The following is a 26855-nucleotide window of genomic DNA, read 5'->3' as shown; positions in this document are numbered from 1 at the left end:
GTGTCAGCGCCGCTGGCTAGCATGGCGGATATGACGCAGCACCCCGGCATCCGCGCCGGTTCGACGCCATTGGCAGTGCGCATGCGACCGCGGCAACTGTCGGAGGTGGCGGGGCAGCGTCATCTGCTCGGACCGGGATCACCGATCGTGAGCCTGGCCGAAGACTCGACCGGGGCTCGGGGCAACGTCTCCGTGATCCTCTGGGGCCCTCCGGGCACCGGCAAGACGACGCTCGCCCAGGCCGTCGCGCAGAGCTCTGGCCGGCGCTTCGTCGAACTCTCGGCCGTCACCGCCGGAGTCAAGGATGTCCGGCAGGTGATGGAGGAAGCACTCGCCAATCGAGACCTCTACGGAGTCTCGACGGTGCTCTTCCTCGATGAGATCCACCGGTTCACGAAGGCGCAGCAAGATGCGCTGCTCCCGGGAGTCGAGAACGGCTGGGTCATTCTGATCGCCGCGACCACCGAGAACCCCTCGTTCTCCGTCATCGCGCCGCTGCTCTCTCGCTCGTTGCTGCTCACGCTCGAACCGCTGAGCGACGACGACCTCGGTGTGCTCGTCGACCGCGCCGTCGCCGACGAGCGAGGACTCGGCGGAAGGGTGCAGCTCGACCCAGACGCGCGTGCCGCGATCATTCGTCTCGCATCGGGGGATGCCCGACGCGCGCTCACGGCACTCGAGGCGTCCGCTCTCGCGGCCAGCACGGGCGGGACGACGTCGACCCGCGAGGATTCCGACAGCGACGCTGAGGATGACGACGGTCAGGATGACGATGGTCAGGATGACGACGGTGAGGATGCCGAGCACTCCACGTTGCCGGTCATCACCCCTGAGATCGTCTCCACCGCCGTCGACCGCGCGCTGCTCCGCTACGACAAGCAGGGCGACGAGCATTACGACGTCATCAGCGCGTTCATCAAGTCGATCCGAGGCTCTGACGCTGACGCTGCGCTGCATTACCTCGCGCGAATGATCGAGGCCGGGGAGGATCCGCGGTTCATCGCTCGCCGGGTCATCATCAGCGCGGCCGAAGACATCGGACTCGCCGACCCCCAGGCGCTCGTGATGGCCGTTGCCGCAGCGGATGCGGTGCAGTTGATCGGAATGCCGGAGGGCCGCATTCCGCTCGCCGAAGCCGTCGTCTATCTCGCAACCGCCCCGAAGTCGAATGCCGCGTACGTGGGCATCGACGCGGCGATCGCCGACGTTCGTCGCGGAGAGTTCGGCAGGGTGCCCAAGCATCTTCGCGACGCGCATTACCCGGGCGCCAAGCGGCTGGGCCATGGAAAGGGCTACCTGTACGCGCACGACTCTGAGATCGGCGTCGTGGCACAGCAGTACCTGCCCGACCCGCTGAAGGATCGCCAGTACTATCGGCCGACGAGCCACGGCAATGAGCGCGACCTCTCGACCCGTTGGGAGAAGCTGCGCCGCATCATCCGGGGCCGGTGAGCCGCGACACAGCGGCCGAACGGCTCGAGCGCGCGCAGTCGTGCGCCGACACGAAGCGGTGCGCGGTGTCTGTTAGGATTGTCGCTGCCTGAATCGGTGTTCTGCGTGCGGCTGCGCTGACACCTGATCGAAGGAGCTGGTCTGTAGCCGACCGGCGTCCATGGCGAATCCCTCATCGTTCCGGACTGGTGTCGCGGCGTGCCCGCCGCCGTCCGGTGTTCAACAGGATTCGATAGAAGAAGGAATACGTGTCAACACGCAACCGCAGCAAGACCCGCCTTTCGCGCGCGCTCGGCGTCGCGCTCACCCCGAAGGCGGCGCGCTACCTCGAGAAGCGCCCCTACGCCCCGGGTGAGCACGGCCGCACCCGCCGCAAGACCGACAGCGACTACGCCGTTCGTCTGCGCGAGAAGCAGCGCCTCCGCGCCCAGTACGGCATCCGCGAGGCGCAGCTTCGGCTCGTCTTCAACGAAGCTCGCCGCGCTCCCGGCCTGACCGGTGAGAACCTCGTCGAGCTGCTCGAGATGCGCCTCGACGCCCTCGTGCTCCGCGCAGGGTTCGCGCGCACCACGTCGCAGGCTCGTCAGCTCGTCGTGCACCGCCACATCCTGGTCGACGGCAAGCTGGTCGACCGCCCGTCGTTCCGCGTGAAGCCGGGCCAGCTCATCCACGTCAAGGAGCGCAGCGAGAGCCTCGAGATGTTCCAGGTGGCTGCGGCCGGTGGACACGCCGAGGTGCTCCCGAAGGTTCCGGGCTACCTCGAGGTCGAGCTCGACAAGCTCCAGGCGCGCCTCGTGCGTCGCCCCAGGCGCGCCGAGGTGCCGATCACCGCTGAAGTGCAGCTCGTGGTCGAGTACTACTCGGGTCGCTGACCCAGACGCCGAAGGGGCGGTGCGCAGCGTGCGCATCGCCCCTTTGCCATTTCCCCGGCATCCGCGCGAAGTAAGCTGAGTAACCGGCCACGTAGAACGAGGGAGACCGAAATGAACAAGCTTCTCTGGCTGCTCACCGGCGCCGCTGCCGGGTTCGTGATCGCACACCAAGTGAACAAGACCCCGGAGGGGCGCCGCTTCTTCGAGGACGTCGACTCCAAGGCACGCTCGTTCGGCAACGCCGTCGTCGACGGCTACAAGGCCCGCGAGGCCGAGCTGCGATCCGCCGTCTCCGACGCTGAAGCAGCTATCGCCGACCTCACCCGCCGCTGAGCCGACGCCGGGCCTTCCGGCGCGCTCGACACCACAGCTCAGGACCCCATGCAGACCGCTGAAATTCAGCGCCGCTGGCTCGATTTCTTCGGGCAGCGCGGCCACACCGTCGTTCCCTCCGCCTCACTCATCGCCGACGACCCCACCGTGATGTTCACGATCGCCGGCATGGTGCCCTTCATCCCGTACCTGACAGGTCTGGTGCCGGCACCGTACCCGCGGGCGACGAGCGTGCAGAAGTGCATCCGCACGCTCGACATCGAAGAGGTCGGCAAGACCACCCGCCACGGCACGTTCTTCCAGATGAACGGCAACTTCTCGTTCGGCGACTACTTCAAGGAGCAGGCGATCGCCTACGCGTGGGAGCTGCTCACCACCTCAGAGCGCGATGGCGGGCTGGGGTTCGACGAGAAGGACCTCTGGGTCACTGTCTACGAGGACGACGACGAGGCGATCGACTACTGGCGACGCGTTGCCGGCCTTCCCCTCGAGCGCATTCAGCGGCTCGGCAAAGAGGACAACTACTGGTCGACGGGCCAGCCTGGCCCCGCGGGCCCCTGCTCCGAGATCTACTTCGACCGCGGTCCGAAGTACGGACCGGACGGCGGGCCGGCCGTCGACGACTCGAGGTATCTCGAGATCTGGAACCTCGTGTTCATGCAGTACCTCATCGACGATGTGCGCTCGAAGACCGAGTTCCGCATCGTGAGCGAACTGCCCAAGAAGAACATCGACACCGGCATGGGCATGGAGCGCGTCGCGTTCCTGAAGCAGGGCGTCGAGAACATGTACGAGATCGACCAGGTGAGGCCTGTGCTCGATCGCGCCGCCGAGCTGTCGGGGCGCCGCTACGGCGCGGATCACGAGGATGACGTGCGCATGCGCGTGATCGCAGACCACGTGCGCTCGTCGCTCATGCTCATGACCGACGGCGTCACGCCTGGCAACGAGGGTCGCGGCTACATCCTCCGCCGTCTGCTCCGCCGATCGATTCGGGCCATGCGCCTGCTCGGCGTCGAAGAGCCGACGTTCGCCGAGCTCTTCTCCGCGTCACGAGACGCGATGCAGACGGCGTATCCCGAGGTCGCTCGCGAATACGACCGCGTGAGCCGGCTCGCGCTCGGCGAGGAAGAGACCTTCCTCCGCACGCTCAGCAGCGGAACCACGATTCTCGACCTCGCCGTCGCAGACGCCAAGCAGAAGGGCAGCAGCGGGCTCGCGGGCGACACCGCGTTCCTTCTGCACGACACCTTCGGCTTCCCGATCGACCTCACCCTCGAGATGGCTGAGGAGGCAGGTCTCAGCGTCGATCGCGCTGCCTTCGATTCGCTCATGTCCGAGCAGCGCGCCCGCGCCAAGGCCGATGCGCGAGCGAAGAAGCAGTCGCTCGCCGATCTCTCCGTGTATCGCGAGTTCCGCGCCAAGGGAGAGACCGTCTTCACCGGCTATGAGTACCTGCAGACGGAGTCCTCCGTGCTCGGGCTCATCGTGGATGGAGCGCCGGTGCACCAGGCGACGGTGGGTCAGATCGCCGAGGTGATCCTGGGCGAGACCTCGCTCTACGCCGAGTCCGGTGGTCAGGATGCGGATGCCGGCAGCATCGTCGGCGACGGCTTCGACCTCGAGGTGCTCGACGTGCAGCGCCCGGTGAAGGGGCTGATCAGCCACAAGGTACAGGTGCGCGCTGGTGAGGTCTCGGTCGGCGCTGCGGCCACCACGGTCGTCGACCCGGCCTACCGGCACGCCGCGGCGCAGGCGCACTCTGCCACGCACCTGGTGCACGCGGCGCTCCGCCAGACGCTCGGACATGAGGCGCACCAGTCCGGCTCGTACAACAAGGCCGGCTACTTGCGTCTCGACTTCGGCTGGAACCAGGCACTCTCGCTCGAGACGCGCAGCGAGATCGAGGAGATCGCCAACGCTGCGATCCACGACGACCTCGAGGTCGTCACCAGGATCATGCCCCTCGACGAAGCTCGTTCGATGGGTGCCATGGCGCTCTTCGGTGAGAAGTACGGCGACACCGTGCGCATGGTCGACATCGGCGGGCCCTGGTCACGAGAGCTCTGCGCCGGCACCCACGTCTCGAGCTCTGCGCAGGTCGGACTCATCAGTCTCACAAGCGAGAGCAGCGTCGGGTCGAGCAACCGCCGCGTCGAAGCGCTGGTGGGCCATGACGCGTTCCGCGAACTGGCGGCCGAGCGCGCGATCGTCTCCCAGCTCACCTCGACGCTCAAGACACCGCGAGAGCAGTTGCCCGACCGCATCGCCGAACTCGTCGCCGGCCTCAAGGCAGCCGAGAAGCGAATCGCGCAGTTCGAAGCGCAGGCACTGCAGTCGCGCGTGCCAGAGCTCGCGGCATCCGCTCTGAAGAGCGACGGCATCACGACGGTGATCGATCATCTCGGCTCGGTGTCGTCAGGCGATGACATCCGCGGTCTGGTGACGGCCGTGCGCTCGCGGTTGGGCAGTGAGCCCGCGGTGGTGGCGCTGTCGGGAATCGCCGGCGGCAAGCCGCTCGTGATCGTTGCAACCAATGAGGCGGCGCGTGAGCGCGGGATCAAGGCCGGTGTGCTCGCAAAGGCCGCCGCGGGCGCGCTCGGCGGTGGCGGTGGCGGCAAGGACGACCTGGCCCAGGGCGGCGGAGCCGACGTGTCCGCCGTTCCCGCCGCGCTCGATGCCGTGCGCGCCGGCCTCGCACCGGTCTGATGCGTGCAGGCAGGCGCCTCGGCGTCGACGTCGGCAAAGCCCGAGTGGGGGTGGCGATGAGCGACCCCCACGGGATGCTGGCCACTCCCGTCGAGACCGTGCCTCGCGACGACAACGCGATCGACGCGGTGCTGCAGCATGCCCGGGATGCAGACGCGATCGAGATCGTGGTCGGGCTGCCGATCGGCCTGGGCGGGGGAGACACGCCCTCCACGGCGGACGCTCGCGACTTCGCCTTGGCGCTGGCGAAATCGGGCATCCCGGTCCGCCTGGTCGACGAGCGCCTCTCGACCGTTTCGGCCCATTCCGTCATGCGCACCGTCGGAAAGAACACGAAGAAGTCGCGCAGTGTGATCGACCAGGCCGCCGCAGTGATAATTTTGCAGCACGCACTGGACGCCGAGGCCTCGAATCCGGCTCCACCGGGCACCGTCGTGGTTCCAGAAGAGGATCAGCAGCAGTGACAGACGAACACGGGCGCGATCATGGTCGATCGCAGCCGTTGACCAGACGTGAGGCGCGCGACCTCGAGCGCGAGCGCCAGGGCGAGTTGAGGGCGAAGCGACCGGAGATCGTCACACCAGCGAGCCCCTCCGCGCCGCCGCAGGAGGCCTCCGAGCTGCCCGAGCCCTTGCCCGAGCATCCGCAGCAAGCGAGTTCGCCGCCCGCCAGCGATGACGTGCCGACGGCGGCACCAGCCACGGCAGCGGCAGCGGCCGCCGAGCGGGATGGCACTGCGCCTGTGCTTCCCGAGGAGTTCTGGACGCCTCGCACTGTCGACGCCGTCGAGCCTGCCCAGCAGCAGAAGTCGCCGCGAAGGCGGCGCCTGACCTGGCTCTGGGTGCTCATCGGACTGCTCGCCGTCGGATCGATCGGGGCGGCCGCGACCTGGGTGATGTTCGAGGATCAGGTCCGCAAGGTCATGGGGTGGGAACTGCCCATCGACTACGAGGGCGATGGCAACGGCGAACCCGTCACAGTCGTGATCGCAGAGGGCGAGATCGGAGAGGATGTCGCGCGCACCCTGCACGAGGCGGGCGTGACGATGACGTTCGAGGCGTTCTACCGCCTGCTGCTGCAGGAGCAGCCGACGTTCACTCCCGGCGCCTACCAGCTCGAGAAGCAGATGAGTGCGGCATCCGCCCTTCAGGCGCTGCAAGATCCCGCGAACCGCGTCGAGGCGAGGGCCACGATTCGCGAGGGCATCACCCAGTGGCAGGTCTTCGCCGAGCTCAGCGCAGCCACAGGCGTGCCAGTCGCTGACTACGAGGCTGTCGCAGACCCCGCGCTCTACGGTCTTCCCGCGTCGCTGCCGAGCCTCGAGGGGTACCTGTTCCCCGCCACCTACACGTTCAACCCGGGTGTGGGCGCGCAGGAGCAGCTCGCGCAGCTGGTGAGCACCATGACCGAACGTCTCGACGCGCTCGGAGTGGCTCCCGGCGATCGCCACCGTGTGCTGACGATCGCGTCGCTGCTGCAGCGCGAGGCGCGACAGCCAGAGGACTTCGCGAGGGTTTCGCGGGTCATCGAGAATCGGCTCGCCGAGGGGATGCCGCTGCAGTTCGACTCGACCTCGCACTACGGCATCGAGTGGCGCACGGGGGAGAGCACAGCCGGTGAGAGCGTCTGGACCACCGACGAGGAGCGTTCCGACGACAACCCGTACAACACGTACGTGCACGCGGGACTGCCGATCGGTCCGATCTCGGCACCCGGCGATCTCGCGCTCGAGGCCGCCCTGCATCCGGCTGACGGCTCGTGGCTCTACTTCGTCACGGTCGACCTGAACACCGGAGAGACCGTGTTCAGCACGACGCTCGCCGAGCACGAAGCCGCGGTTGAGCAATTGCGTGGCTGGTGCCGCGCCAATCCGGGATCGGGATGCTGATGGACGCGGCACAACGACGGCTCGCCGTGCTCGGCTCGCCCATCTCGCATTCGCAGTCACCGGCGCTGCACGGCGCGGCATACCGAGCCCTCGGACTCGATTGGGAGTACGAGCGGCAGGAGATCACTGAGCAGACACTGCAGGAGTTCATCGACAGCCGGGGTTCTGAGTGGCGCGGCTTCTCGATCACCATGCCGTTGAAGCAGGCGGTCATTCCGCTGTTCGATGAGAGGGACCCGCTCGTCGACCTGACGGGTGCGGCCAACACCCTGCTCTTCGACCGGGGGCGGCGGCGTGGGTGGAACACCGACGTGTTCGGCATCACTGAGCCCCTGCGAAACGCAGGCCTCACACACATCGACCGCGCACTCGTGCTCGGGGGCGGTGCGACCGCTGCCTGCGCAATCGCGGCGGTGCACCGCCTCGGCGCCGACCGGGTGACCGTCGCCGTGCGCACCCCAGCTCGCGCCGACTGGCTGCGGCCTCTCGCAGAGGCGCAGCGCGTCGAACTCGAAGTGCGCTCGCTCGCGGAGCTCGACGATGTGCAGAGCGATGTCGTCGTCAGCACCATTCCGAACGGTTCCACGGTCGACCTGCAACTGCACGAGCGGCTGACCCACGAGGCGACCCTTTTCGAGGTGGCGTACAAGCCGTGGCCGACCTCCATCGCGGCGGTGTGGCTCGCAGCAGGCGGTCGTGTGCTGCACGGACTCGAGATGCTCGCGTACCAAGCGCTCGTGCAGGTGCGCATCTTCGTGCAGGGGGATGCCGAGGCGCCTCTTCCGGATGAGCCGGCCGTCTTCGCCAAGATGCGCGAGGCCGTCGGCCTCGAGCAGTGATCACCGCACCGCATCTGTCGTCATAGTGGCGGCGCATCGCGACCCGGCCGGGCGCGCTGCTGGCCTGTGGGAGGATTGAGATCATGCTTCGTTGGTTGACCGCCGGGGAATCGCACGGCCCCGAGCTCATCGCCGTGCTCGAAGGACTCCCCGCAGATGTACCGGTGAGTTCGGCCATGATCCGCGCGGATCTCGCGCGTCGCAAGCTGGGCTATGGCCGCGGCGCGCGCATGAAGTTCGAGGAGGATGCGCTCAGCATCTCTGGTGGCGTGCGCCATGGCAAGACACTCGGCGGCCCTGTGGCTCTTCGCATCGGGAACACCGAGTGGCCCAAGTGGGTCGACGTCATGAGCCCTGAGCCGGTCGACCCCGAGAAGCTGACCGGCGGCCGCGGCGCGCCCCTCACGCGTCCTCGCCCCGGCCACGCCGACCTCGTCGGCATGCAGAAGTACGGCTTCGACGAGGCCCGCCCCGTGCTCGAGCGCGCGAGCGCGCGCGAGACCGCTGCACGGGTGTCGCTCGGCGCCGTGGCCAAGAGCTTCTTGGGAGAGCTCGGCATCCGTCTGGTGAGCCACACGCTCTCGATCGGCCCGGTGCGGGTTCCTGAAGGAAGCGCTCTGCCGTTGCCGGATGACGTCCAAGCACTCGACGCCGACGCGCTGCGCTGCTTCGACCCTGAGACCAGCGAGCGAATGGTTGCCGAGGTCGATGACGCGCACAAGTCAGGTGACACGCTCGGCGGAATCGTCGAGGTGCTGGCCTACGGCGTACCGCCGGGGCTCGGATCGTTCACGCATTGGGACCGCCGACTCGACTCGCGCCTCGCGGGAGCCCTCATGGGCATTCAGGCGATCAAGGGCGTCGAAGTGGGCGACGGCTTCCTGACGACCACGCGTCGAGGCTCCGCCGCGCATGACGAACTGGTGCACGACAGCGGCCTCATCAGTCGCGTGAGCGATCGCGCCGGGGGCACCGAAGGCGGAATGAGCACCGGCACAGTGCTGCGTGTGCGCGCCGGCATGAAGCCCATCGCGACGGTGCCGCGGGCCCTTCGCACGATCGACGTGGCGACAGGCGGCCCAGCCCCCGCGCATCACCAGCGCTCCGACGTGTGCGCGGTGCCCGCTGCCGGCGTCGTGGCCGAGGCCATGGTCGCGCTCGTGCTCGCTGAGGCCGTGCTCGAGAAGTTCGGAGGCGACTCGGTCGCTGAGACGCGTCGCAACCTGCATGCCTACCTCGAATCGATCCCAGCGTCGCTTCGCACCGATGTCGTCTCCGGTGAGTGAGGCGGCCCCGCGCCCGATCGCGATCTTCATCGGCGCACCGAGTTCCGGCAAGTCGAAGATCGGCAAGCGCGTCGCCCGACTGCTGGGCTCCGACTTCGTCGACACCGACAAGCGGATCGTCGCGGTGCACGGGCCGATCACCGAGATATTCGCGAGCATGGGCGAGCCGCATTTCCGCGAGCTCGAGCGCGAAGAGGTGGCCCGGGCGCTCATCGAGCATGCAGTCGTGTCGGTCGGAGGGGGAGCGGTGATGCATCCCGCGACCCGTGCGGCTCTCGCCGGGCACCGCGTCGTGCTGCTGACGACGACGGCGGAGGCCGTGGCGTCTCGGCTCAAGGGCGGCAACCGACCGTTGCTCAAGGACGGTGGTGTCGAGGCGTGGAAACGGCTCGTCGAACAGCGCACGCCCGTGTACGAGTCGCTCGCGACCCGCTCGTGGGACACCTCGAAGCGACCGATCGATGAGATCGCTGCCGAGATCGCCGAATGGCTCCAGCAGGAGGAGACCCGATGACCGCACCTGGAGAAGAGCGCCCGGAGACTGCCGGAGACGCCAATGCCGAGACGACTTCGGTGATCGAGGTCGGCGGCGCGAACCCGTATCGTGTCACGGTCGGCCGCGGCATCCTCGACGAGCAGCTCGTCGCAGCCCTCGGCCAGCAGGTGAAGAAGATCCTCGTCGTGCACGCCCCGACGCTAGGTGCGAGAGCGGAGGCCCTGCGCGAGCGCCTGCGCGAGCGATACGAGGTGCTGCTCGCCGAGATTCCGGATGCCGAGGGCGCGAAGCGCATCGAGGTCGCCGCGTTCTGCTGGCAGATCATGGGCCAGACCGACTTCACCAGAAGCGACGCCGTGATCACGCTCGGCGGGGGCGCGACCACCGATCTAGGTGGTTTCGTGGCGGCGACCTGGCTGCGCGGTGTGAAGCTCGTGCACATCCCGACCACAGTGCTCGGCGCGGTCGACGCGGCGATCGGGGGGAAGACGGGGATCAACACCAACGAGGGCAAGAACCTCGTGGGCGCCTTCTACGCCCCGGCTGCTGTCATCGTCGACCTCGAACTTCTCGACACGCTGCCTCGGAACGAGGTGCTGGCCGGTATGGCCGAGGTGGTCAAGGCCGGATTCATCGGCGCCCCCGAGATCCTCGACATCATCGAGGCCGACCCTGAGGCTGCGACGAATCCGGCCGCGCCCCAGTTCCGGCGGGTGCTGGAGCTCTCGATCGAGCTCAAGGCCCGAGTGGTCGGCGAAGACTTCACCGAGCAATCAGTGCGCGAGATCCTCAACTACGGCCACACGCTCGGGCATGCGATCGAGCATGCCGAGCGCTACCAGTGGCGCCACGGCGCGGCGGTCGCGATCGGAATGGTCTTCGCCGCTGAGCTCGGTCGCATCGCCGGTTCACTCAGCGACGCCGTGGTCGACCGGCATCGCCGGATCCTCGATCTGCTGAGCCTGCCCACCACCTACCCGGTCGGCAGGTGGCGCACGCTCCTCGCCACCATGCAGCGAGACAAGAAGGCTCGTGGCGGCATGCTGCGCTTCATCGTGCTCGACGACATCGGGCGACCTCGCGTGCTCGCTGGGCCCGAGGAAGCGCTGCTGTTCGCGGCGTACCAGGAGATCGGCTCCTGATCTGCCACTACACTGCTATGCGGGCAACGGCAGGCGCGGCCACCGGGCTCCGCACGCGGGCTCGAGGCGCGGACCGATCCTTCGCGCGGGCCAACGACCCATCACACGACCACGAACGGAACACTCATGGCAACTACCGCTGACATCAAGAACGGCGTCGTCATCAAGATCGACGGCCAGCTCTGGAGCGTGGTCGAGTTCCAGCACGTGAAGCCCGGCAAGGGCGGTGCCTTCGTGCGCACCAAGCTGAAGAACGTCGTGACGGGGAAGACCGTCGACAAGACCTACAACGCCGGCACGAAGATCGAGCTCGAGAACGTCGACCGCCGCGACTTCAGCTACCTCTACAGCGACGGCGACGGCTTCGTGTTCATGGACTCCACCGACTACGACCAGATCACGGTTCCGGCAGAGGTGGTCGGCGACGCGAAGAACTTCATGCTCGAGAACCAGAGCGTGGTCATCGCCATGAACAACGGCCTGCCGCTGTACGTCGACCTTCCGGCATCCGTCGTGCTCGAGATCACCTACACCGAGCCCGGCCTGCAGGGCGACCGCTCAACCGGCGGTACCAAGCCCGCCACCGTCGAGACGGGGTACGAGATCCAGGTACCGCTGTTCCTCGAAGCCGGCACCAAGGTGAAGGTCGACACCCGGTCGGGCGAGTACCTCGGCCGCGTCAACGACTAGTGAGAGCTCGCACGAAAGCGCGCCGTCGCGCGCTCGAGATCCTCTTCGAAGCCGATGTGCGGGGGCGCAGCATCTCGGAAGCGTACGACGACGCCGCGCGCCGAGCCGATGCGCACCGCGAGCGGCTCGCCGAGTGGGGCTATGTGACCCGGCTGGTCACAGGAGTCGTCGAGCGTCAAGCCGAGATCGATGAGCTCATCGAGACGTACGCCCACGGCTGGACCCTGAACCGGATGCCGGCGCTCGACCGAGCCATCATCCGCATCGGCGTCTGGGAGCTCATGCACAACACCGAGGTGCCCACCACGGCGGCCATCGCCGAAGCCGTCGAGGCGGCGACGCTGCTGAGCACCGATGACTCACCCGGGTTCGTCAACGGGCTGCTGGCGCGAATCGCCCAGCTCGCACCCGCTCGCGACTCCGGGGCGGTCGACTCGGAATAGCGCCTTCGGCTGGTCCGCCCCGATCGGCTGCCTCGAGCAGACCTGTAGACTGGCCGACGGAACATTTGACGTCCTTTAAGTCCGTCCTGTGAGGCGGGGAAGGAGGTCGGCATGGCTGCGCGCACTGTGCTTCAGCACGCCGATATCACCAGGGCTCTCACCCGCATCGCCCACGAGATCCTCGAATCGAATCGGGGTGCCGCCGACCTCGTCATCCTCGGGATCCCGACTCGCGGAGTCGCCCTCGCTCGCCGTATCGCGCAGAACATCTCGAGCATCGAGGCCGTTCCGTTCGGCGTCGGCTCGATCGATGTGACGCTCTACCGCGACGACCTCGCATCGCAGCCGACCCGCGTCCCGGCGCCCACCGACATCCCCGCGGAAGGCATCGACGGAAAGACGGTCGTCCTCGTCGACGATGTGCTGTTCTCCGGCCGCACCGTGCGGGCAGCGCTCGACGCGCTCAGCGACCACGGCCGCCCTCGCGCGGTACGACTGGCAGCGCTCGTCGACCGCGGGCATCGCGAACTTCCCATCCGCGCTGACTTCATCGGCAAGAACCTGCCGACCTCGAAGAGTGAGCGCATCATGGTGCGCCTCGAAGAGACCGACGGCATCGACGAGGTGGTGATCGAATCATGAGACACCTCGTTTCCACCCGGGAGCTCACCCGTGACGAAGCGATCGGGATCCTCGACGTCGCAGAGGACATGGCCGGGGTCGCCCACCGTGAGATGAAGAAGCTGCCGACCCTGCGCGGGAAGACGGTCGTGAATCTGTTCTTCGAGGACTCCACACGAACGAGGATGTCGTTCGAAGCCGCCGCGAAGCGGCTGAGCGCCGATGTCATCAACTTCAGTGCGAAGGGATCGAGCGTCTCGAAGGGCGAGAGCCTGAAGGACACCGCTCAGACGCTCGCCGCCATGGGCGCTGACGGAGTGGTGATCCGCCACAGCGCCTCCGGCGCTCCGCAGACGCTTGCCCGCAGCGGCTGGATCGACGCCGGCGTCGTCAGCGCGGGCGATGGCACGCACGAGCACCCGACCCAGGCGCTCCTTGACGCCTTCACCATGAGGCGCCGGGTGCACGGTGCCGCCGCGAGAGGCAAGGGACTCGACGGGCTGACCGTGACGATCGTCGGCGACATCCTTCACTCGAGGGTCGCGAGGTCGAACCTCTGGCTGTTGACCACGCTGGGCGCGAGCGTGCGGTTCGTCGCACCGGCGAGCCTCGTGCCGATCGGCGTGGAGTCCTGGCCGGTCGAGATCGGCTACGACCTCGACGCCGCAATCGATGACGGCCCCGATGTCGTCATGATGCTGCGCGTGCAGGCCGAACGCATGCACGCCGCGTTCTTCCCGAACGCTCGTGAGTACGCGAGGGAGTGGGGTCTCGACGACGAACGAGCCGCCCGATTGCCTGCCGGTACGATTGTGATGCACCCCGGCCCGATGAACCGCGGCCTGGAGATCTCCGCCGCCGCTGCCGACTCTCCTCGGTCGACCGTGCTCGAACAAGTCACCAACGGGGTCGCGGTAAGGATGGCAGTGCTCTACCTCGTGCTCTCAGGCGAACGAGAGGTGCGTTCATGACGATTCTCGTGAAGGCCGCTACCCTCCCCGACGGCACACGAACCGACATGCTGGTGCGCGACGGCGTCATCGCCGAGCTCGGTTCCTCGCTGAGCTCCGCAGTCGAGCACGTCATCGATGCCGACGGCCTGCAGGCGCTGCCTGGGCTCGTTGACCTGCACACCCACTTGCGAGAACCCGGTTCCGAGCAGAGCGAGACCGTGCTGACGGGCACGCGCGCGGCCGCGATCGGAGGCTTCACTGCGGTGTTCGCCATGGCCAACACCCACCCGGTGGCCGACACGGCGGGCGTCGTGGAACAGGTGCATTCGCTCGGGGTCGAGCACGGCTACGCGACCGTCCGGCCCATCGGCGCCGTGACGGTCGGGCTCGAGGGCCGGCAGCTCTCCGAGATCGGCGCTATGGCCCGCAGCCGAGCCGGCGTGACCGTATTCTCGGATGACGGCAAGTGCGTCTCAGACGCGCTGCTGATGCGACGCGCGCTCGAGTACGTCAAGGGCTTCGGTGGGGTCATCGCCCAGCACGCGCAAGAACCGAGGCTGACCGAGAACGCGACCATGAACGAGAGCGCGCTCTCGAGCGAACTCGGCCTGGTCGGGTGGCCGGCGATGGCCGAGGAGGCGATCATCGCCCGCGACCTGCTCCTGGCGCAGCACGTCGGCGCGCGCATCCACATCTGCCATGTCTCGACGGCCGGCTCGGTCGAGCTCATCCGCTGGTTCAAGACTCGCGGAGTTCAGGTGACAGCCGAGGTCACGCCGCACCACCTGCTGCTGACCGACCAGCTCGTCTCCGGTTACGACACCCGGTACAAGGTGAATCCACCGCTGCGCAGCGACGACGATGTGCAAGCGCTTCGCTCCGGCGTCGCCGATGGCACCATCGACATCGTCGCCACCGATCACGCGCCGCACCCCGCGGAGGCGAAGGAGTGCGCCTGGGATGAGGCCGCCTTCGGCATGGTCGGCCTAGAGTCGGCCCTGCCTGTGGTGCAGTCGTCGCTGGTCGACACCGGGCTGCTCGACTGGAGCGATGTCGCGCGAGTCCTTTCGTCGGCGCCCGCTCGCATCGGCCGGCTCAGCGGGTACGACAGCCCGTTCTCGCCGGGGAGTGCCGCAGAGTTCACGCTGTACGACCCGAACGCGTCACGCGTCTTCGATGCGAGCGATCTCCGGGGCAAGAGCGTGAACACGCCGTACCTCGGCCGCAATTTGCCGGGACGGGTGGTGGCGACGGTGCACCAGGGGTACCCCACCGTGCTCGACGGCGAGCTCGTCGACGTCGAGCGGGTCGCGGCCTCGGCTGCTGCCGCGAGGGGGCGCTGAACCGTGGACAAGTGGGTGTACGCGTGGATCGCACTCGCCTTCGGCGCGGTGCTGCTCGGCCTCATGGCGCTCGGCTGGCGCAACCGGGTGCGCCGGCAGGGTGCGCTCGGAGCTCCGCTGGAGGCGCCCAGCGAGCCGGGGCGATCGCTCCGCTCCGTGCCCGTGCTGTATGTCGCGACGACCGCCGCCGGCAAGCCGCTCGAGCGCGTGGCGGTCCGCGGCCTCGGGTTCCGCGCCCGCGGCGCGCTCGAGGTGCTCGAGACCGGCATCACGCTGGATCTCGCGGGGAGCGCACCCGTCTTCATCCCCGCTGACCACCTCGTCGGCGCCGGCCGCGCGACGTGGACCATCGATCGAGTGGTCGAGCCGGGAGGCCTGCTGCTCATCGGGTGGCTGCTCGGCGGCGCACCGGTGGAGAGCTACCTCCGCCTCACCGACCGCACCGACCTCGACGATGTGGTCGCCGATATCCGAACCCTGATCCCGGACACACGATCCGACGCACAAGAGAGTCGACCCCAGTGACCATCGAAACCACCAACACCGCAGTACTCGTCCTCGAAGACGGCAGCCGCTTCACCGGCCAGGCCTGGGGCGCGTCCGGTCGCGTGCTCGGTGAAGCCGTATTCGCCACCGGCATGAGCGGATACCAGGAGACGCTCACCGACCCGAGCTACGCCGGCCAGATCGTCGTGATGACCGCGCCGCACATCGGGAACACCGGCATGAACGACGAAGACCCGGAGTCGAACCGCATCTGGGTCAGCGGGTTCGTCGTGCGCGAGCCCTCCCGCGTCGTGTCGAACTTCCGCGCCGAACGCACGCTCGACGACGACCTGGTCGCGCACGGCATCATCGGCATCCGCGGGGTCGACACCCGTGCGATCACGCGACGCCTGCGCGATGTGGGCGCCATGCGCGCCGGCATCTTCAGCGGCGAGGAAGCAGCGCTCGACCCGGCCGAGCAGCTCGCAGCGGTCACCAGCTCGGAGAGCATGGCCGGCCAGAACCTCTCGGCGCTGGTCTCGACGCGCGAGACCTACGTGCTGCCCGCAGAGGGGGAGCAACTCGGCCGACTCGCCGTGCTCGACCTGGGCGTGAAGGCTTCCACGCTGCACTACTTGACCGCTCGCGGCTTCGAGGTGCACGTCATGCCGCAGGACTCCACGCTCGATGACATCCTGGCCATCGACCCGGTTGCAGTCTTCTACTCGAACGGCCCCGGCGACCCGGCCGCCGCCGACGACCAGGTGGAGGTGCTGCAGGGGGTGCTGCGCGCCGGCCTGCCGTTCTTCGGCATCTGCTTCGGCAACCAGCTGCTTGGGCGCGCCCTCGGTTTCGGAACCTACAAGCTGCCGTTCGGGCACCGCGGCATCAACCAGCCCGTGCTCGATCAGCAGACCGGACGAGTCGAGATCACGAGCCACAACCACGGCTTCGCCGTCGACGCACCGATCGGTGAGACCGTCGAATCCCCGGCCGGGTTCGGCCGCGTCGAGGTGAGCCACTTCGGACTCAACGACCGCGTCGTAGAAGGCCTGCAGGCGCTCGACATCCCGGCGTTCAGCGTGCAGTACCACCCTGAGGCCGCGAGCGGCCCCCACGACAGCAACTACCTCTTCGACCGCTTCCGCGACCTCGTCGCGAGCCGCGTGCACCGCACCGCGTCGGACGACGACCAGAAGGACAACCAGTAATGCCAAAGCGCGACGACATCCGCAGCGTCCTCGTGATCGGGTCCGGCCCGATCGTCATCGGCCAGGCCGCTGAGTTCGACTACTCGGGCACCCAGGCGTGCCGTGTGCTGCGCGAGGAGGGCGTGCGAGTCATCCTGGTGAACCCGAACCCGGCCACCATCATGACCGACCCGGACTTCGCCGACGCCACGTACATCGAGCCCATCACCTCGGAGGTGCTCGAGCGCATCATCGAGAAGGAGCGGCCGGATGCCGTGCTCCCGACGCTCGGCGGGCAGACCGCCCTCAACGCGGCGATCTCGCTGCATGAGGAGGGGATCCTCGACAAGCACGGGGTCGAGTTGATCGGCGCGCGCGTCGAAGCCATCCGGAAGGGCGAGGACCGCCAGCTCTTCAAGGACCTCGTGATCGAGGCGGGCGCGGATGTCGCACGCAGCCACATCGCGCACACGGTGGAGCAGGCCGTGGAGTTCGCCGAGGACCTCGGCTACCCGCTCGTGATCCGGCCCTCGTTCACCATGGGCGGGCTCGGTTCCGGCTTCGCGTACAACCGCGAGGAGCTCGAGCGCATGGTGGCCGACGGGCTGCACCAGAGCCCCACCACCGAGGTGCTGCTCGAGGAGTCGATCCTCGGGTGGAAGGAGTACGAGCTCGAGCTCATGCGCGACACAGCCGACAACACGGTCGTCGTCTGCTCCATCGAGAACGTCGACCCCGTGGGCGTGCACACCGGTGACTCGATCACCGTCGCCCCGGCGCTCACGCTCACCGACCGCGAGTTCCAGAACCTGCGCGACATCGGCATCGAGATCATCCGGCTCGTCGGTGTCGACACCGGCGGATGCAACATCCAGTTCGCGGTCGACCCGGCGACCGGCCGCGTCATCGTCATCGAGATGAACCCTCGCGTCTCGCGTTCCAGCGCCCTGGCCTCGAAGGCGACCGGCTTCCCGATCGCGAAGATCGCGGCGAAGCTCGCCATCGGCTACCGCCTCGACGAGATCCCCAACGACATCACCCGGGTCACGCCCGCATCCTTCGAGCCGACACTCGACTACATCGTCGTCAAGGTGCCGCGCTTCGCATTCGAGAAGTTCCCGCTCGCCGACCCCACGCTGACGACCACCATGAAGTCGGTCGGCGAGGCCATGGCGATCGGTCGCAACTACGCCACCGCACTGCAGAAGGCGCTGCGCTCGCTCGAGAAGCGCGGATCGAGCTTCCACTGGCGCGGCGAACCCGGCGACAAGCGCGAGCTGCTCGACATCGCTCGCACGCCGACCGATGGGCGCATCGTCACGGTGCAGCAGGCGCTTCGCGCCGGCGCCACGATCGACGAGGTGTTCGAGGCCACCGCCATCGACCCCTGGTTCATCGACCAGATCGTGCTCATCAATGAGGTCGCCGAGCAGGTGCGCCAGGCTGCAGAGCTCGACGAGGCGACCATCATGCTCGCCAAGGACCACGGGTTCAGCGACGCCCAGGTGGGCGAGCTGCGCGGGCTCACCGAGAGCGAGGCGCGAGCGATCCGCCACGAACTCGGCATCCGTCCCGTGTACAAGACGGTCGACACGTGCGCGGGCGAGTTCCCGGCGCTCACCCCGTACCACTACTCGAGCTATGACCTCGAGACCGAGGTGATGCCGAGCGAGCGCAAAAAGGTCGTGATCCTCGGCTCAGGGCCCAACCGCATCGGCCAGGGCGTCGAGTTCGACTACAGCTGCGTGCACGCGTCGTTCGCACTGCACGACGCCGGCTTCGAGTCGATCATGATCAACTGCAACCCCGAGACCGTCTCGACCGACTACGACACGAGCGACAGGCTCTACTTCGAGCCGCTCACGCTGGAGGACGTGCTCGAGGTGATCCACGCCGAGAGCCGCTCGGGCGAGCTGCTCGGTGTGATCGTGCAACTCGGCGGCCAGACCGCGCTCGGGCTCGCGAAGGGGCTCAAGGCCGCGGGCGTGCCGATTCTCGGCACGCAGCCCGAAGCGATCGACCTGGCCGAGGAGCGCGGCGAGTTCTCCCGCATCCTCGATGAAGGCGGGCTCCTCGCCCCGCGCAACGGCACCGCCATCGACGTCGACACGGCCGTCGCGGTCGCCGAGGAGATCGGCTACCCGGTGCTCGTGCGCCCCAGCTATGTGCTCGGCGGTCGCGGCATGGAGATCGTGTATGACAGTGATTCGCTGCGCGGCTACTTCGATCGTGTCGGCGATCAGGCGATCATCGGGCCCGGTCAGCCGCTGCTCGTCGACCGCTTCCTCGACGACGCCATCGAGATCGACGTCGACGCGCTCTACGACGGCGAGCGGCTGTACGTCGGCGGCATCATGGAGCACATCGAGGAGGCCGGCATCCACTCCGGCGACTCCGCGTGCACGCTGCCGCCGGTGACCCTCGGACGCGACGTGGTGCGACGCGTGCGGGAGGCGACCGAGCGCATCGCCGAAGGCGTCGGCGTGAACGGCCTCCTCAACGTGCAATTCGCGATCGGCCAAGACGTGCTCTACGTGCTCGAGGCCAACCCTCGCGCCTCACGCACGGTGCCGTTCGTCTCGAAGGCGCTCGGCATTCCGCTCGCGAAGGCCGCGGCCCGAGTCATGGCCGGAGAGAGCATCGACTCACTGATCGCTGAGGGCCTGCTTCCGACTCAGGACGGCTCCGACGTTTCGCTCGACACCCCGGTGTCGGTGAAGGAGGCCGTGCTGCCGTTCAAGCGCTTCCGTACTCCGGAGGGCCGCATCGTCGACTCGGTGCTCGGTCCGGAGATGCGCTCGACCGGCGAGGTGATGGGGATCGACGCCGACTTCCCGCGGGCGTTCGCGAAGAGCCAGGAGGCGGCCTATGGAGGGCTCCCCGCATCCGGCACCGTCTTCGTATCCGTCGCCGACCGCGACAAGCGAGGCGTCACGCTGCCTGTGCTGCGCCTGCAGCAGATGGGCTACCGGATCGTCGCGACCGCAGGCACGGCGGAGGTTCTCAGCCGACACGGAATCCATGCCGACATCGTGCGCAAGCATTTCGAGGGGCAGACCAGCGCAGACGGCCACCCGACAGTGGTCGACCTCATCAACAACGGCGAGATCGACATCGTGGTGAACACCCCGAGCGGTCGGAGCGCTCGTGCCGACGGCTACGAGATCCGGATGGCGACTGTGGCGGCCGACAAGCCGATCTTCACCACGATCGCCCAGTTCAACGCGGCGGTCGCCTCGCTCGAGACGGCGAATGAGCCGTTCGAGGTCACCAGCCTGCAGGACTACGAACAGCGTCGCCAGAAGCAGGTGGCCAGTGCTTGACCCGCTCCAGCACCGGCACGATGTGCAGCAACTCGGCGTGACGCCGTTCGGCGACAGGCTCGCCGCCGCGTTCGCCGAGCGTGGGCACCTCTGCGTCGGGATCGATCCGCACCCGTGGCTGCTCGAGGCGTGGGAACTGCCCGACGACGCGCGCGGCGTCCGCGACTTCGGTCTGCGTGCGGTCGAGGCAGCAGCGGGTCAGGCGTGCGCGATCAAGCCGCAGGTGGCGTTCTTCGAACGTCACGGCGCAACCGGGTACAGCGCGCTGGAGGCCGTGCTGGCCGAGGCGCGGGACGCCGGGCTCATCGTCATCGCCGATGCGAAGCGCGGCGACGTCGGGTCGACGGTTGAGGCGTACGGGCGGGCCTGGCTCTCCATCGGCTCGCCCCTCGAAGCCGACGCCATGACGGTGAGCGCGTACCAAGGAGCGGGGTCGCTCGACGCCGTGCGGGCTCTGGCAACCGCTCAGGGCAAGGGTCTCTTCGTGCTCGCCGCGACCTCGAACCCCGAGTCGTTCGGGTTGCAGCAGGCGATCGTGCCGGGCACGGGAGAGACCGTAGCGGCCGCCATCGCGCATGAGGTCTCGGGCTGGAATCATGCGCGCATCCCCGGCTCGTTCGGGCTCGTGCTCGGAGCGACCGTAGAGCTGGGCGCCTATGGGATCGACCCGCACCGGCTGGCCGGTACTCCGGTGCTCGCGCCGGGGTTCGGTCATCAGGGCGCGCAGTTCAGCGACATCCGCCGCCTCTTCGGTCCGCTTGCCGACACCGCGCTCGTGTCGGTCTCGCGCAGCGTGCTGCAGGTCGGGCCGGAGCGCCTCGCGGAAGCCGTGCGCAGGCACTCGGCGGAGGTGTCCGAATGCCTCGCATGACGCCGCCCGATGTCGACCGTGCCGCCGCGTCGCGCGCCGCAGTGGCGGCGAGGCGTGCGCGTGCAGAGGTGAAGCGGGCAATCGCGACGCGCGCCCGCAGCCCGCTCGAGGTCGCCGAGAAGGCCTGGAACGACCCTGCCGCCACCGCAGAGGCCAGCCTTCGCGTGCGTGAACTGCTCTCCAGCATCCCGACGCTCGGGCCGACCCGTACCGCCCGCATCATGGAGCGCCTTGGGATCGCCGAATCGAAGCGGCTGGGGGGTCTCGGCGTGCGACAGCGCGTCCGCCTCCGGAACTTCCTCGAGGCGCGCGAGGACCGCTCGGCACGGCGCGGCAACCTGCTGGTGCTCGCCGGCCCCACGGCCGTCGGCAAGGGCACCGTTTCCGCGCACATCCGCGAGTACCACCCCGATGTGCTGCTGAGCATCTCCGCCACGACTCGTCCGCCGCGCCCGGGCGAGGAGCACGGCCGGCACTACTACTTCGTGAGCGATGAAGAGTTCGATCGGATGCTGGAACGGCACGAGTTCCTCGAGTGGGCGACCGTGCACAATGCCTACCGCTACGGCACCCCGCGCCCGCCGATCGACGCTGCGCTCGACTCGGGACGCGATGTGCTGCTCGAGATCGACCTGCAGGGCGCGCGACAGGTGCGGCAGGCCATGCCGCAGGCACAGCTCGTCTTCCTGCTGCCGCCCAGCTGGGAGGAACTCGTCCGCCGCCTGATCGGCCGCGGCACCGAGACGAGCGAGGAACAGGCTCGCCGGCTCGAGACCGCGAAGATCGAACTTGCGGCGCAGGACGAGTTCGACTACCGGGTCGTGAACGACGAGGTGGGCCGCGCCGCGCAGGAGGTCGTAGACTTGTTGGCAGCGCCTCGCGACTGAGCGCCGTCTCGGCGTGTGAGCGCGTCCGTTTTTCTCGCGGGGAACCGGGCCACCGTCCGGCAACCACCGCTCGAATGATCGGCTCAGCCGATCGCGGATCCATCGATCAAGGAGTACCCCGTTGGCTGACCGACAGACCGGAATCATCGACCCGCCGATCGACGAACTGCTCTCGCGCGTCGACTCGAAGTACCAGCTCGTGATCTTCGCCGCGAAGCGCGCGCGCCAGATCAACGACTACTACGCCGACCTGCACGAAGGCTCGCTCTTCGACAACGTCGGCCCGCTCGTCGACTCGACGATCGACGACAAGCCGCTCTCGGTGGCGCTTCACGAGATCAATGAGGACAAGCTCGTCCTCAAGCCCGTCGCCTGAGTCATCCACCGGCGCGGGCGGGGGAGGTCGCGTGACGAGCAGCACTGATCGACGCGCGCTTCGCGTCGTCGTCGGGATCACCGGGGGGATCGCGGCCTACAAGGCCGTGCAGGTGGTGCGTTCGCTGGTGCTGGCCGGGCATGACGTGCACGTCGTGCCGACGGCATCCGCCCTCGAGTTCATCGGGTTGCCGACGCTCGAGGCGATCAGTCGCAACCCCGTGACCGCAGACCTGTACGAGGGAGTCGACGAGGTGCGGCACGTCGCCCTCGGACAGCGCGCCGACCTCATCGTCATCGCGCCGGCGACCGCAAACTCCATCGCCAAGCTCGCGAACGGGCTCGCGGACGACCTGCTCGGCAACACGGTGCTCGCGAGCACCGCGCCCCTCGTCATTGCGCCCGCCATGCACACCGAGATGTGGCAGCATCCGGCGACGCAGAAGAACATCGCAGCACTGATCGAACGCGGCGCCGTCATCGTGGGGCCAGCGAGCGGCCGACTGACCGGCGCCGACACCGGCCCCGGTCGCATGAGCGAGCCGGACGAGATCGTCGCGGCGGCCCTTGCAGCGGTCGAGCAGGGCGACCTGCACGGTCGTCGCATCGTGGTCACCGCCGGTGGCACGCGAGAGCCGCTCGACCCCGTGCGCTACCTCGGCAACCGCTCGAGCGGACGGCAGGGAGTCGCGATCGCCCGTGCCGCAGCCAGGCGTGGTGCCACGGTGACCCTCATCGCGGCGAACCTCGAGACCGCCGCGCCCTCCGAGGTCGAACTCGTTCCCGTCTCGACCGCGGCTGAGCTCCGCGAAGCGGCAGTCGCACTCGCTGCAGAGGCGGATGTCGTCATCATGGCCGCTGCGGTCGCCGACTACCGGCCGGCAGCGATCAGCGAGGGCAAGATCAAGAAGGATGAGCAGGGAGACGAGCTCTCGCTCCGCCTGGTGCGCAACCCCGACATCCTCAAGGAGCTCGCTGAGAAGCGCGCCGAGGGCAGGCTAGTCGTCGGCTTCGCCGCCGAGACCGAGCCGGATCGAGACGCGCTCCTTGCGCTCGCGAGGAAGAAGCTCGACGCCAAGGGCTGCGACTTCCTCGTCGTCAACGTCGTCGGGTGGGACCGCGGCTTTGCGTCGCATGACAACGAGATCATCGTGCTCGATCGGGGCGGCGATATAGTTGCCGAGGCCTCGGGGAGCAAGATGTCGGTGGCCGACCGTATCCTCGACGCAATCGGCTGAACCGGCGCGCAGCCGCAGCATCGGGCGTCCCTTCTGGCACCCGGCGACGAGCGGATCGAGCAGCAACGGAGAGCCACGCTGACCCCACCTTCACGCCCTTGACGATCGGGAATCATCAATGACCGCCCTGCGCCTCTTCACCTCGGAATCCGTCACCGAGGGTCATCCCGACAAGATCTGCGACCAGGTGTCCGATGCGATCCTCGATGCGCTCCTGGAGAAGGACCCCTCCGCTCGGGTCGCGGTCGAGACTCTCGTGACCACGGGCCTGGTGCACGTCGCGGGTGAAGTGACCACCGATACCTACGTCGACATCCCGGCGATCGTTCGGAAGACCATCACCGACATCGGCTACACGAGTTCCGACGTCTGGTTCGACGGCAGGTCGTGCGGCGTCACCGTGTCGATCGGCGAGCAATCGCACGATATCGCCGAAGGCGTCGACCACGCGTTCGAGGCGCGTGAGGAGTCGAGCACCGACGCGCTCGATCTGCAGGGCGCCGGCGATCAGGGCATCATGTTCGGCTACGCGACGAACGAGACTCCAGAGTTGATGCCCCTGCCGATCTGGCTGGCGCACCGACTGGCCGAGCGGCTAGCTCACGTGCGCAAGTCGGGTGAGCTCCGGTTCCTGCGTCCCGACGGCAAGACGCAGGTGACCATCGGGTACGAGGGCACGGTGCCCCGCACCGTGGAGACGGTCGTGGTCTCGACGCAGCACGACCACGACATCTCAACGGACGAGCTGCGCGAGCGCGTGGAGGCCGTTGTGGTGCGCCCGGTGCTCGAGACGTTGTCGCTCGACATCTCTCATGTGCGGGTGCTGGTCAACCCGACTGGTCGGTTCGAGATCGGCGGTCCGAAGGGCGACGCCGGACTCACCGGTCGCAAGATCATCGTCGACACCTACGGCGGCGCGAGCCGCCACGGTGGCGGTGCGTTCAGCGGCAAAGACCCTTCGAAAGTCGACCGCTCAGCCGCCTATGCGATGCGCTGGGTCGCGAAGAACGCCGTCGCCGCTGGTTTCGCCGACCGGCTCGAACTGCAAGTCGCCTATGCGATCGGCAAGGCCCGGCCGGTCGGGCTCTACGTCGAGACGTTCGGCACCGGCCATGTCTCAGACGAGGTGATCACCCGCGCGATCACCGAGGTGTTCGACCTGCGCCCAGCCGCGATCATCAAGGCACTCGATCTGCTGCGTCCGATCTACGCCAAGACCGCCGCCTACGGCCACTTCGGCCGCGAATTGCCCGAGTTCACGTGGGAGCGCACTGACCGGGTCGAGGAGTTGCGCCGCGCCGCGGGCCTCTGATGACCACCGTCGAGGGTGGCCGCACGATCGCTCGGGTCGTGCTCGACTCGCCTCTGCCGCAACTCGACCGGCTCTTCGACTACGAAGTGCCCGAGACGCTCGTCGGCCAAGCACGGCCGGGGGTGCGGGTCCGAGTACCGCTTCGCAGCGCCGGTCGGATCGCTGACGGCTACCTCGTCGAATTGACGGATGCCGTCGACTACGACGGCGTGCTGAGTGAACTCGACGATGTCGTGTCACCCGTGCCGGCGCTGGCGCCGGAGATTTGGGAGCTCGCGCGCAGGGTGGCCGACCGCGCGGCCGGCACTGCCTCCGATGTGCTGCGGCTGGCTGTGCCGCGTCGGTATGTGCGAGCCGAGCGCACGTGGTTGGAGCGTCGAGGCGGGGAGCGTGCTCCTTCAGTGAGCGGAGCGCCCGAGCCGGCATCCGATCGGAACACGGATGCCGAGGCGTCCTCCGGCGCGCTCGACGCGGGACTCGCGGCTGTTGTCGAGGAGCGCTCGCGCGTCGCCATAGCGGCACCTGCGGGAGTGCAGCAGACCGGTGACGGCACTTGGGTGCCGCGCTGGGCTGCGATGCTCGCCGACGCGGCGACGGCCACTATCGCAGCCGGACGCACCGCCATCATCGCAGTGCCCGACTATCGCGATCAGGCCGCGCTCGAAACCGCCCTGCTGGACCGTCTTCCGGCCGACCGAGTCGTGCGCGCCGACGCCCGGCAAACCGGAACGGAGCGCTATCGCGCACACCTCCGATGCCTCGAGACGGCGTCTCCCAACGACGAAGCGCTCGTGATCGTGGGAACCCGCGTCGCCCTCTATGCACCGGCAGCGAATCTTGGGTTGATCGCGATGTGGAACGACGGCGACCCGCTCTTCGCAGAACCGCACACTCCGGCCGTGCACGCACGCGATGTCGCGCTGATCCGGCAGCAGCTTCAGGACTGCGCGCTCATCTTCGCCGGGCATACGCGCACCACCGATGTGCAGCGACTCGTCGAGATCGGCTGGGTGCAGCCGAAGACGGCAGCACCACAACACGCACCGCGCATCGTGCTGACCGCGCTGCAGCGCAGCGGCGATCGAATCGCCGACACGGCCCGCATCCCCTCGACGGCGTGGCAGGCCGCTGCCGCCGCCGTCAAGGAGGGACCGGTGCTCGTGCAAGTCGCACAGCCGGGATTCGCGCCGCGACTCGTCTGCGCTGATTGCGCACGCACCGCCCACTGCCAGCGCTGCGACGGCCCCTTCGTGCAGCGTTCGGCGTCGTCGCCCCCGGTGTGCCGCTGGTGCGGGGCCCTCGCTGCCGCTTGGCGCTGCCCGCATTGCGATGGCGCTCGAATGCGCCGTGCGGGTTCGGGCAGTGTGAGCACGGCCGATGACCTCGGCCGCGCCTTTCCGGGCGCGCTCGTGCGAGTCGCCGACGGAGAACGCCCCTTGCAGCGCGTCGACGGCAAACCCGCGCTCGTGGTCGCCACGCGCGGAGCCGAGCCGATCGCCGACGGCGGCTACCGCGCGGTGCTGCTGCTCGACGGGGCCTCGATGCTCGCCCGCGAAAGCCTTCGCGTTGCTGAGGACTGCCTCCGATGGTGGAGCCATGCGGCATCCCTCGCCGCTGATGGTGCTCCCGTGATGCTCGTCGGCGTCGACGGTGACATCGCCACAGACTTCGCACTATGGCGATTCGACCGCCATGCCGAACGTGAACTGGGCGACCGTCGTCGGCTTCGGTTTCCGCCCGCAGTGCGCGTCGCGACACTGACCGGCCGGAGCGACGTTGTCGAGCGCGCGATCACAGAGCTCGAACGCGACGTGGCGGGCTCCGACCAGCATGGCGACGGCGCACGACACGAACCGCACTCCGATGTGCTCGGTCCAGTCGTGACTGAGCCAGGGGTCGCGCGGGCTATCGTGCGCTTCGACTACGGCGCAGGTGTGAGAGTCGCGCAGTCGCTGAAGGCCTCCGTCATCCGGGCAGCGACAGCGAAACGCAAGCCCGTTCCCGGGCAGCCGAGGAATCGCTCGCAGACGCCATTGCTGCGCGTTCGGTTCGACGACCCGGATCCCTTCACCGAGTAGTGGTCCCGCCGCTGGCAGCTCTGCCGCC

At 68.2% G+C, this 26855-nt stretch carries 24 protein-coding genes; all 24 read left to right on the top strand.

Going from position 1 to position 26855, the window contains the following annotated elements; all coding sequences use genetic code 11:
- The first annotated feature begins 30 nt into the window (after positions 1-30).
- The 24 genes from ABV606_RS12035 to ABV606_RS11920 all read left to right on the top strand — a co-directional run bounded on the left by ABV606_RS12035 (position 31) and on the right by ABV606_RS11920 (position 26827).
- Complete coding sequence (locus ABV606_RS12035; RefSeq protein ID WP_435415121.1) at positions 31-1452, top strand: replication-associated recombination protein A; 1422 nt, start codon at positions 31-33, stop codon at positions 1450-1452.
- A gap of 248 nt (positions 1453-1700) precedes the next feature.
- On the top strand, positions 1701-2324 hold the full coding sequence (gene rpsD / locus ABV606_RS12030; RefSeq protein WP_353987874.1) for a 30S ribosomal protein S4: 624 nt from the start codon (positions 1701-1703) through the stop codon (positions 2322-2324).
- A 111-nt stretch (positions 2325-2435) separates the two neighbouring features.
- Positions 2436-2657, top strand: a complete 222-nt coding sequence (locus ABV606_RS12025) for a hypothetical protein (RefSeq protein ID WP_353987873.1) — start codon at positions 2436-2438, stop codon at positions 2655-2657.
- A gap of 48 nt (positions 2658-2705) precedes the next feature.
- On the top strand, positions 2706-5366 hold the full coding sequence (gene alaS, locus ABV606_RS12020) for an alanine--tRNA ligase (protein WP_353987872.1): 2661 nt from the start codon (positions 2706-2708) through the stop codon (positions 5364-5366).
- On the top strand, positions 5366-5830 hold the full coding sequence (gene ruvX / locus ABV606_RS12015; RefSeq protein WP_353987871.1) for a Holliday junction resolvase RuvX: 465 nt from the start codon (positions 5366-5368) through the stop codon (positions 5828-5830). Before alaS ends, ruvX begins: the two co-directional genes overlap by 1 nt.
- Complete coding sequence (gene mltG / locus ABV606_RS12010) at positions 5827-7254, top strand: endolytic transglycosylase MltG (protein ID WP_353987870.1); 1428 nt, start codon at positions 5827-5829, stop codon at positions 7252-7254. The genes ruvX and mltG overlap by 4 nt, the downstream gene beginning before the upstream one ends.
- A complete protein-coding gene (locus ABV606_RS12005; RefSeq protein WP_353987869.1) occupies positions 7224-8093 on the top strand; it encodes a shikimate dehydrogenase in 870 nt (289 codons plus the stop codon). Before mltG ends, ABV606_RS12005 begins: the two co-directional genes overlap by 31 nt.
- Before the next feature lie 83 nt (positions 8094-8176).
- Positions 8177-9379 carry a chorismate synthase gene (aroC, locus tag ABV606_RS12000; protein ID WP_353987868.1) on the top strand — a complete coding sequence of 401 codons (1203 nt, stop codon included), beginning with the start codon at positions 8177-8179 and terminating at the stop codon, positions 9377-9379.
- Entirely contained in the window at positions 9360-9893 is a 534-nt protein-coding gene (locus ABV606_RS11995) for a shikimate kinase (protein WP_281487829.1), read from the top strand. The genes aroC and ABV606_RS11995 overlap by 20 nt, the downstream gene beginning before the upstream one ends.
- Positions 9890-11017 carry a 3-dehydroquinate synthase gene (aroB, locus tag ABV606_RS11990; protein WP_353987867.1) on the top strand — a complete coding sequence of 376 codons (1128 nt, stop codon included), beginning with the start codon at positions 9890-9892 and terminating at the stop codon, positions 11015-11017. Before ABV606_RS11995 ends, aroB begins: the two co-directional genes overlap by 4 nt.
- Positions 11018-11143: 126 nt before the next feature.
- Entirely contained in the window at positions 11144-11707 is a 564-nt protein-coding gene (gene efp / locus ABV606_RS11985; RefSeq protein WP_281487831.1) for an elongation factor P, read from the top strand.
- The gene (gene nusB, locus ABV606_RS11980; protein ID WP_353987866.1) at positions 11707-12150 is read left to right on the top strand and encodes a transcription antitermination factor NusB; all 444 of its coding nucleotides are present in this window, start codon (positions 11707-11709) and stop codon (positions 12148-12150) included. The genes efp and nusB overlap by 1 nt, the downstream gene beginning before the upstream one ends.
- 111 nt (positions 12151-12261) lie before the next feature.
- Positions 12262-12792: a bifunctional pyr operon transcriptional regulator/uracil phosphoribosyltransferase PyrR gene (pyrR, locus tag ABV606_RS11975; protein ID WP_281487833.1), complete on the top strand. Its 531-nt coding sequence runs from the start codon at positions 12262-12264 to the stop codon at positions 12790-12792.
- Positions 12789-13742 carry an aspartate carbamoyltransferase catalytic subunit gene (locus ABV606_RS11970; protein ID WP_353987865.1) on the top strand — a complete coding sequence of 318 codons (954 nt, stop codon included), beginning with the start codon at positions 12789-12791 and terminating at the stop codon, positions 13740-13742. Before pyrR ends, ABV606_RS11970 begins: the two co-directional genes overlap by 4 nt.
- Positions 13739-15067, top strand: a complete 1329-nt coding sequence (locus ABV606_RS11965) for a dihydroorotase (RefSeq protein ID WP_353987864.1) — start codon at positions 13739-13741, stop codon at positions 15065-15067. The genes ABV606_RS11970 and ABV606_RS11965 overlap by 4 nt, the downstream gene beginning before the upstream one ends.
- A 3-nt stretch (positions 15068-15070) precedes the next feature.
- Positions 15071-15592, top strand: coding sequence for a hypothetical protein (locus ABV606_RS11960; protein ID WP_353987863.1), 522 nt, complete (start codon positions 15071-15073; stop codon positions 15590-15592).
- Positions 15589-16764, top strand: coding sequence for a glutamine-hydrolyzing carbamoyl-phosphate synthase small subunit (gene carA, locus ABV606_RS11955; RefSeq protein WP_353987862.1), 1176 nt, complete (start codon positions 15589-15591; stop codon positions 16762-16764). The genes ABV606_RS11960 and carA overlap by 4 nt, the downstream gene beginning before the upstream one ends.
- Positions 16764-20066 (top strand): carbamoyl-phosphate synthase large subunit, encoded by a 3303-nt coding sequence (carB, locus tag ABV606_RS11950; RefSeq protein ID WP_353987861.1) that lies wholly within the window; start codon positions 16764-16766, stop codon positions 20064-20066. The genes carA and carB overlap by 1 nt, the downstream gene beginning before the upstream one ends.
- Positions 20059-20937, top strand: coding sequence for an orotidine-5'-phosphate decarboxylase (gene pyrF / locus ABV606_RS11945; protein WP_353987860.1), 879 nt, complete (start codon positions 20059-20061; stop codon positions 20935-20937). The genes carB and pyrF overlap by 8 nt, the downstream gene beginning before the upstream one ends.
- Entirely contained in the window at positions 20925-21824 is a 900-nt protein-coding gene (gene gmk, locus ABV606_RS11940; RefSeq protein ID WP_281487840.1) for a guanylate kinase, read from the top strand. Before pyrF ends, gmk begins: the two co-directional genes overlap by 13 nt.
- Positions 21825-21945: 121 nt before the next feature.
- Positions 21946-22200, top strand: a complete 255-nt coding sequence (gene rpoZ, locus ABV606_RS11935) for a DNA-directed RNA polymerase subunit omega (protein ID WP_353987859.1) — start codon at positions 21946-21948, stop codon at positions 22198-22200.
- Positions 22201-22231: 31 nt separating this feature from the next.
- Positions 22232-23437 carry a bifunctional phosphopantothenoylcysteine decarboxylase/phosphopantothenate--cysteine ligase CoaBC gene (gene coaBC, locus ABV606_RS11930; RefSeq protein ID WP_281487842.1) on the top strand — a complete coding sequence of 402 codons (1206 nt, stop codon included), beginning with the start codon at positions 22232-22234 and terminating at the stop codon, positions 23435-23437.
- 118 nt (positions 23438-23555) lie between these two features.
- Positions 23556-24749 carry a methionine adenosyltransferase gene (metK, locus tag ABV606_RS11925; RefSeq protein ID WP_281487843.1) on the top strand — a complete coding sequence of 398 codons (1194 nt, stop codon included), beginning with the start codon at positions 23556-23558 and terminating at the stop codon, positions 24747-24749.
- Positions 24749-26827, top strand: coding sequence for a primosomal protein N' (locus ABV606_RS11920; RefSeq protein ID WP_353987858.1), 2079 nt, complete (start codon positions 24749-24751; stop codon positions 26825-26827). The genes metK and ABV606_RS11920 overlap by 1 nt, the downstream gene beginning before the upstream one ends.
- The last annotated feature ends 28 nt before the right edge of the window (positions 26828-26855 follow it).

This window comes from Ruicaihuangia caeni (assembly GCF_040536845.1).
In the GTDB taxonomy this organism is placed as follows: domain Bacteria; phylum Actinomycetota; class Actinomycetes; order Actinomycetales; family Microbacteriaceae; genus Ruicaihuangia; species Ruicaihuangia caeni.
The sequence above is the reverse complement of the archived record's forward strand: the minus strand, read 5'-3'. Positions and strand labels throughout refer to the sequence as shown.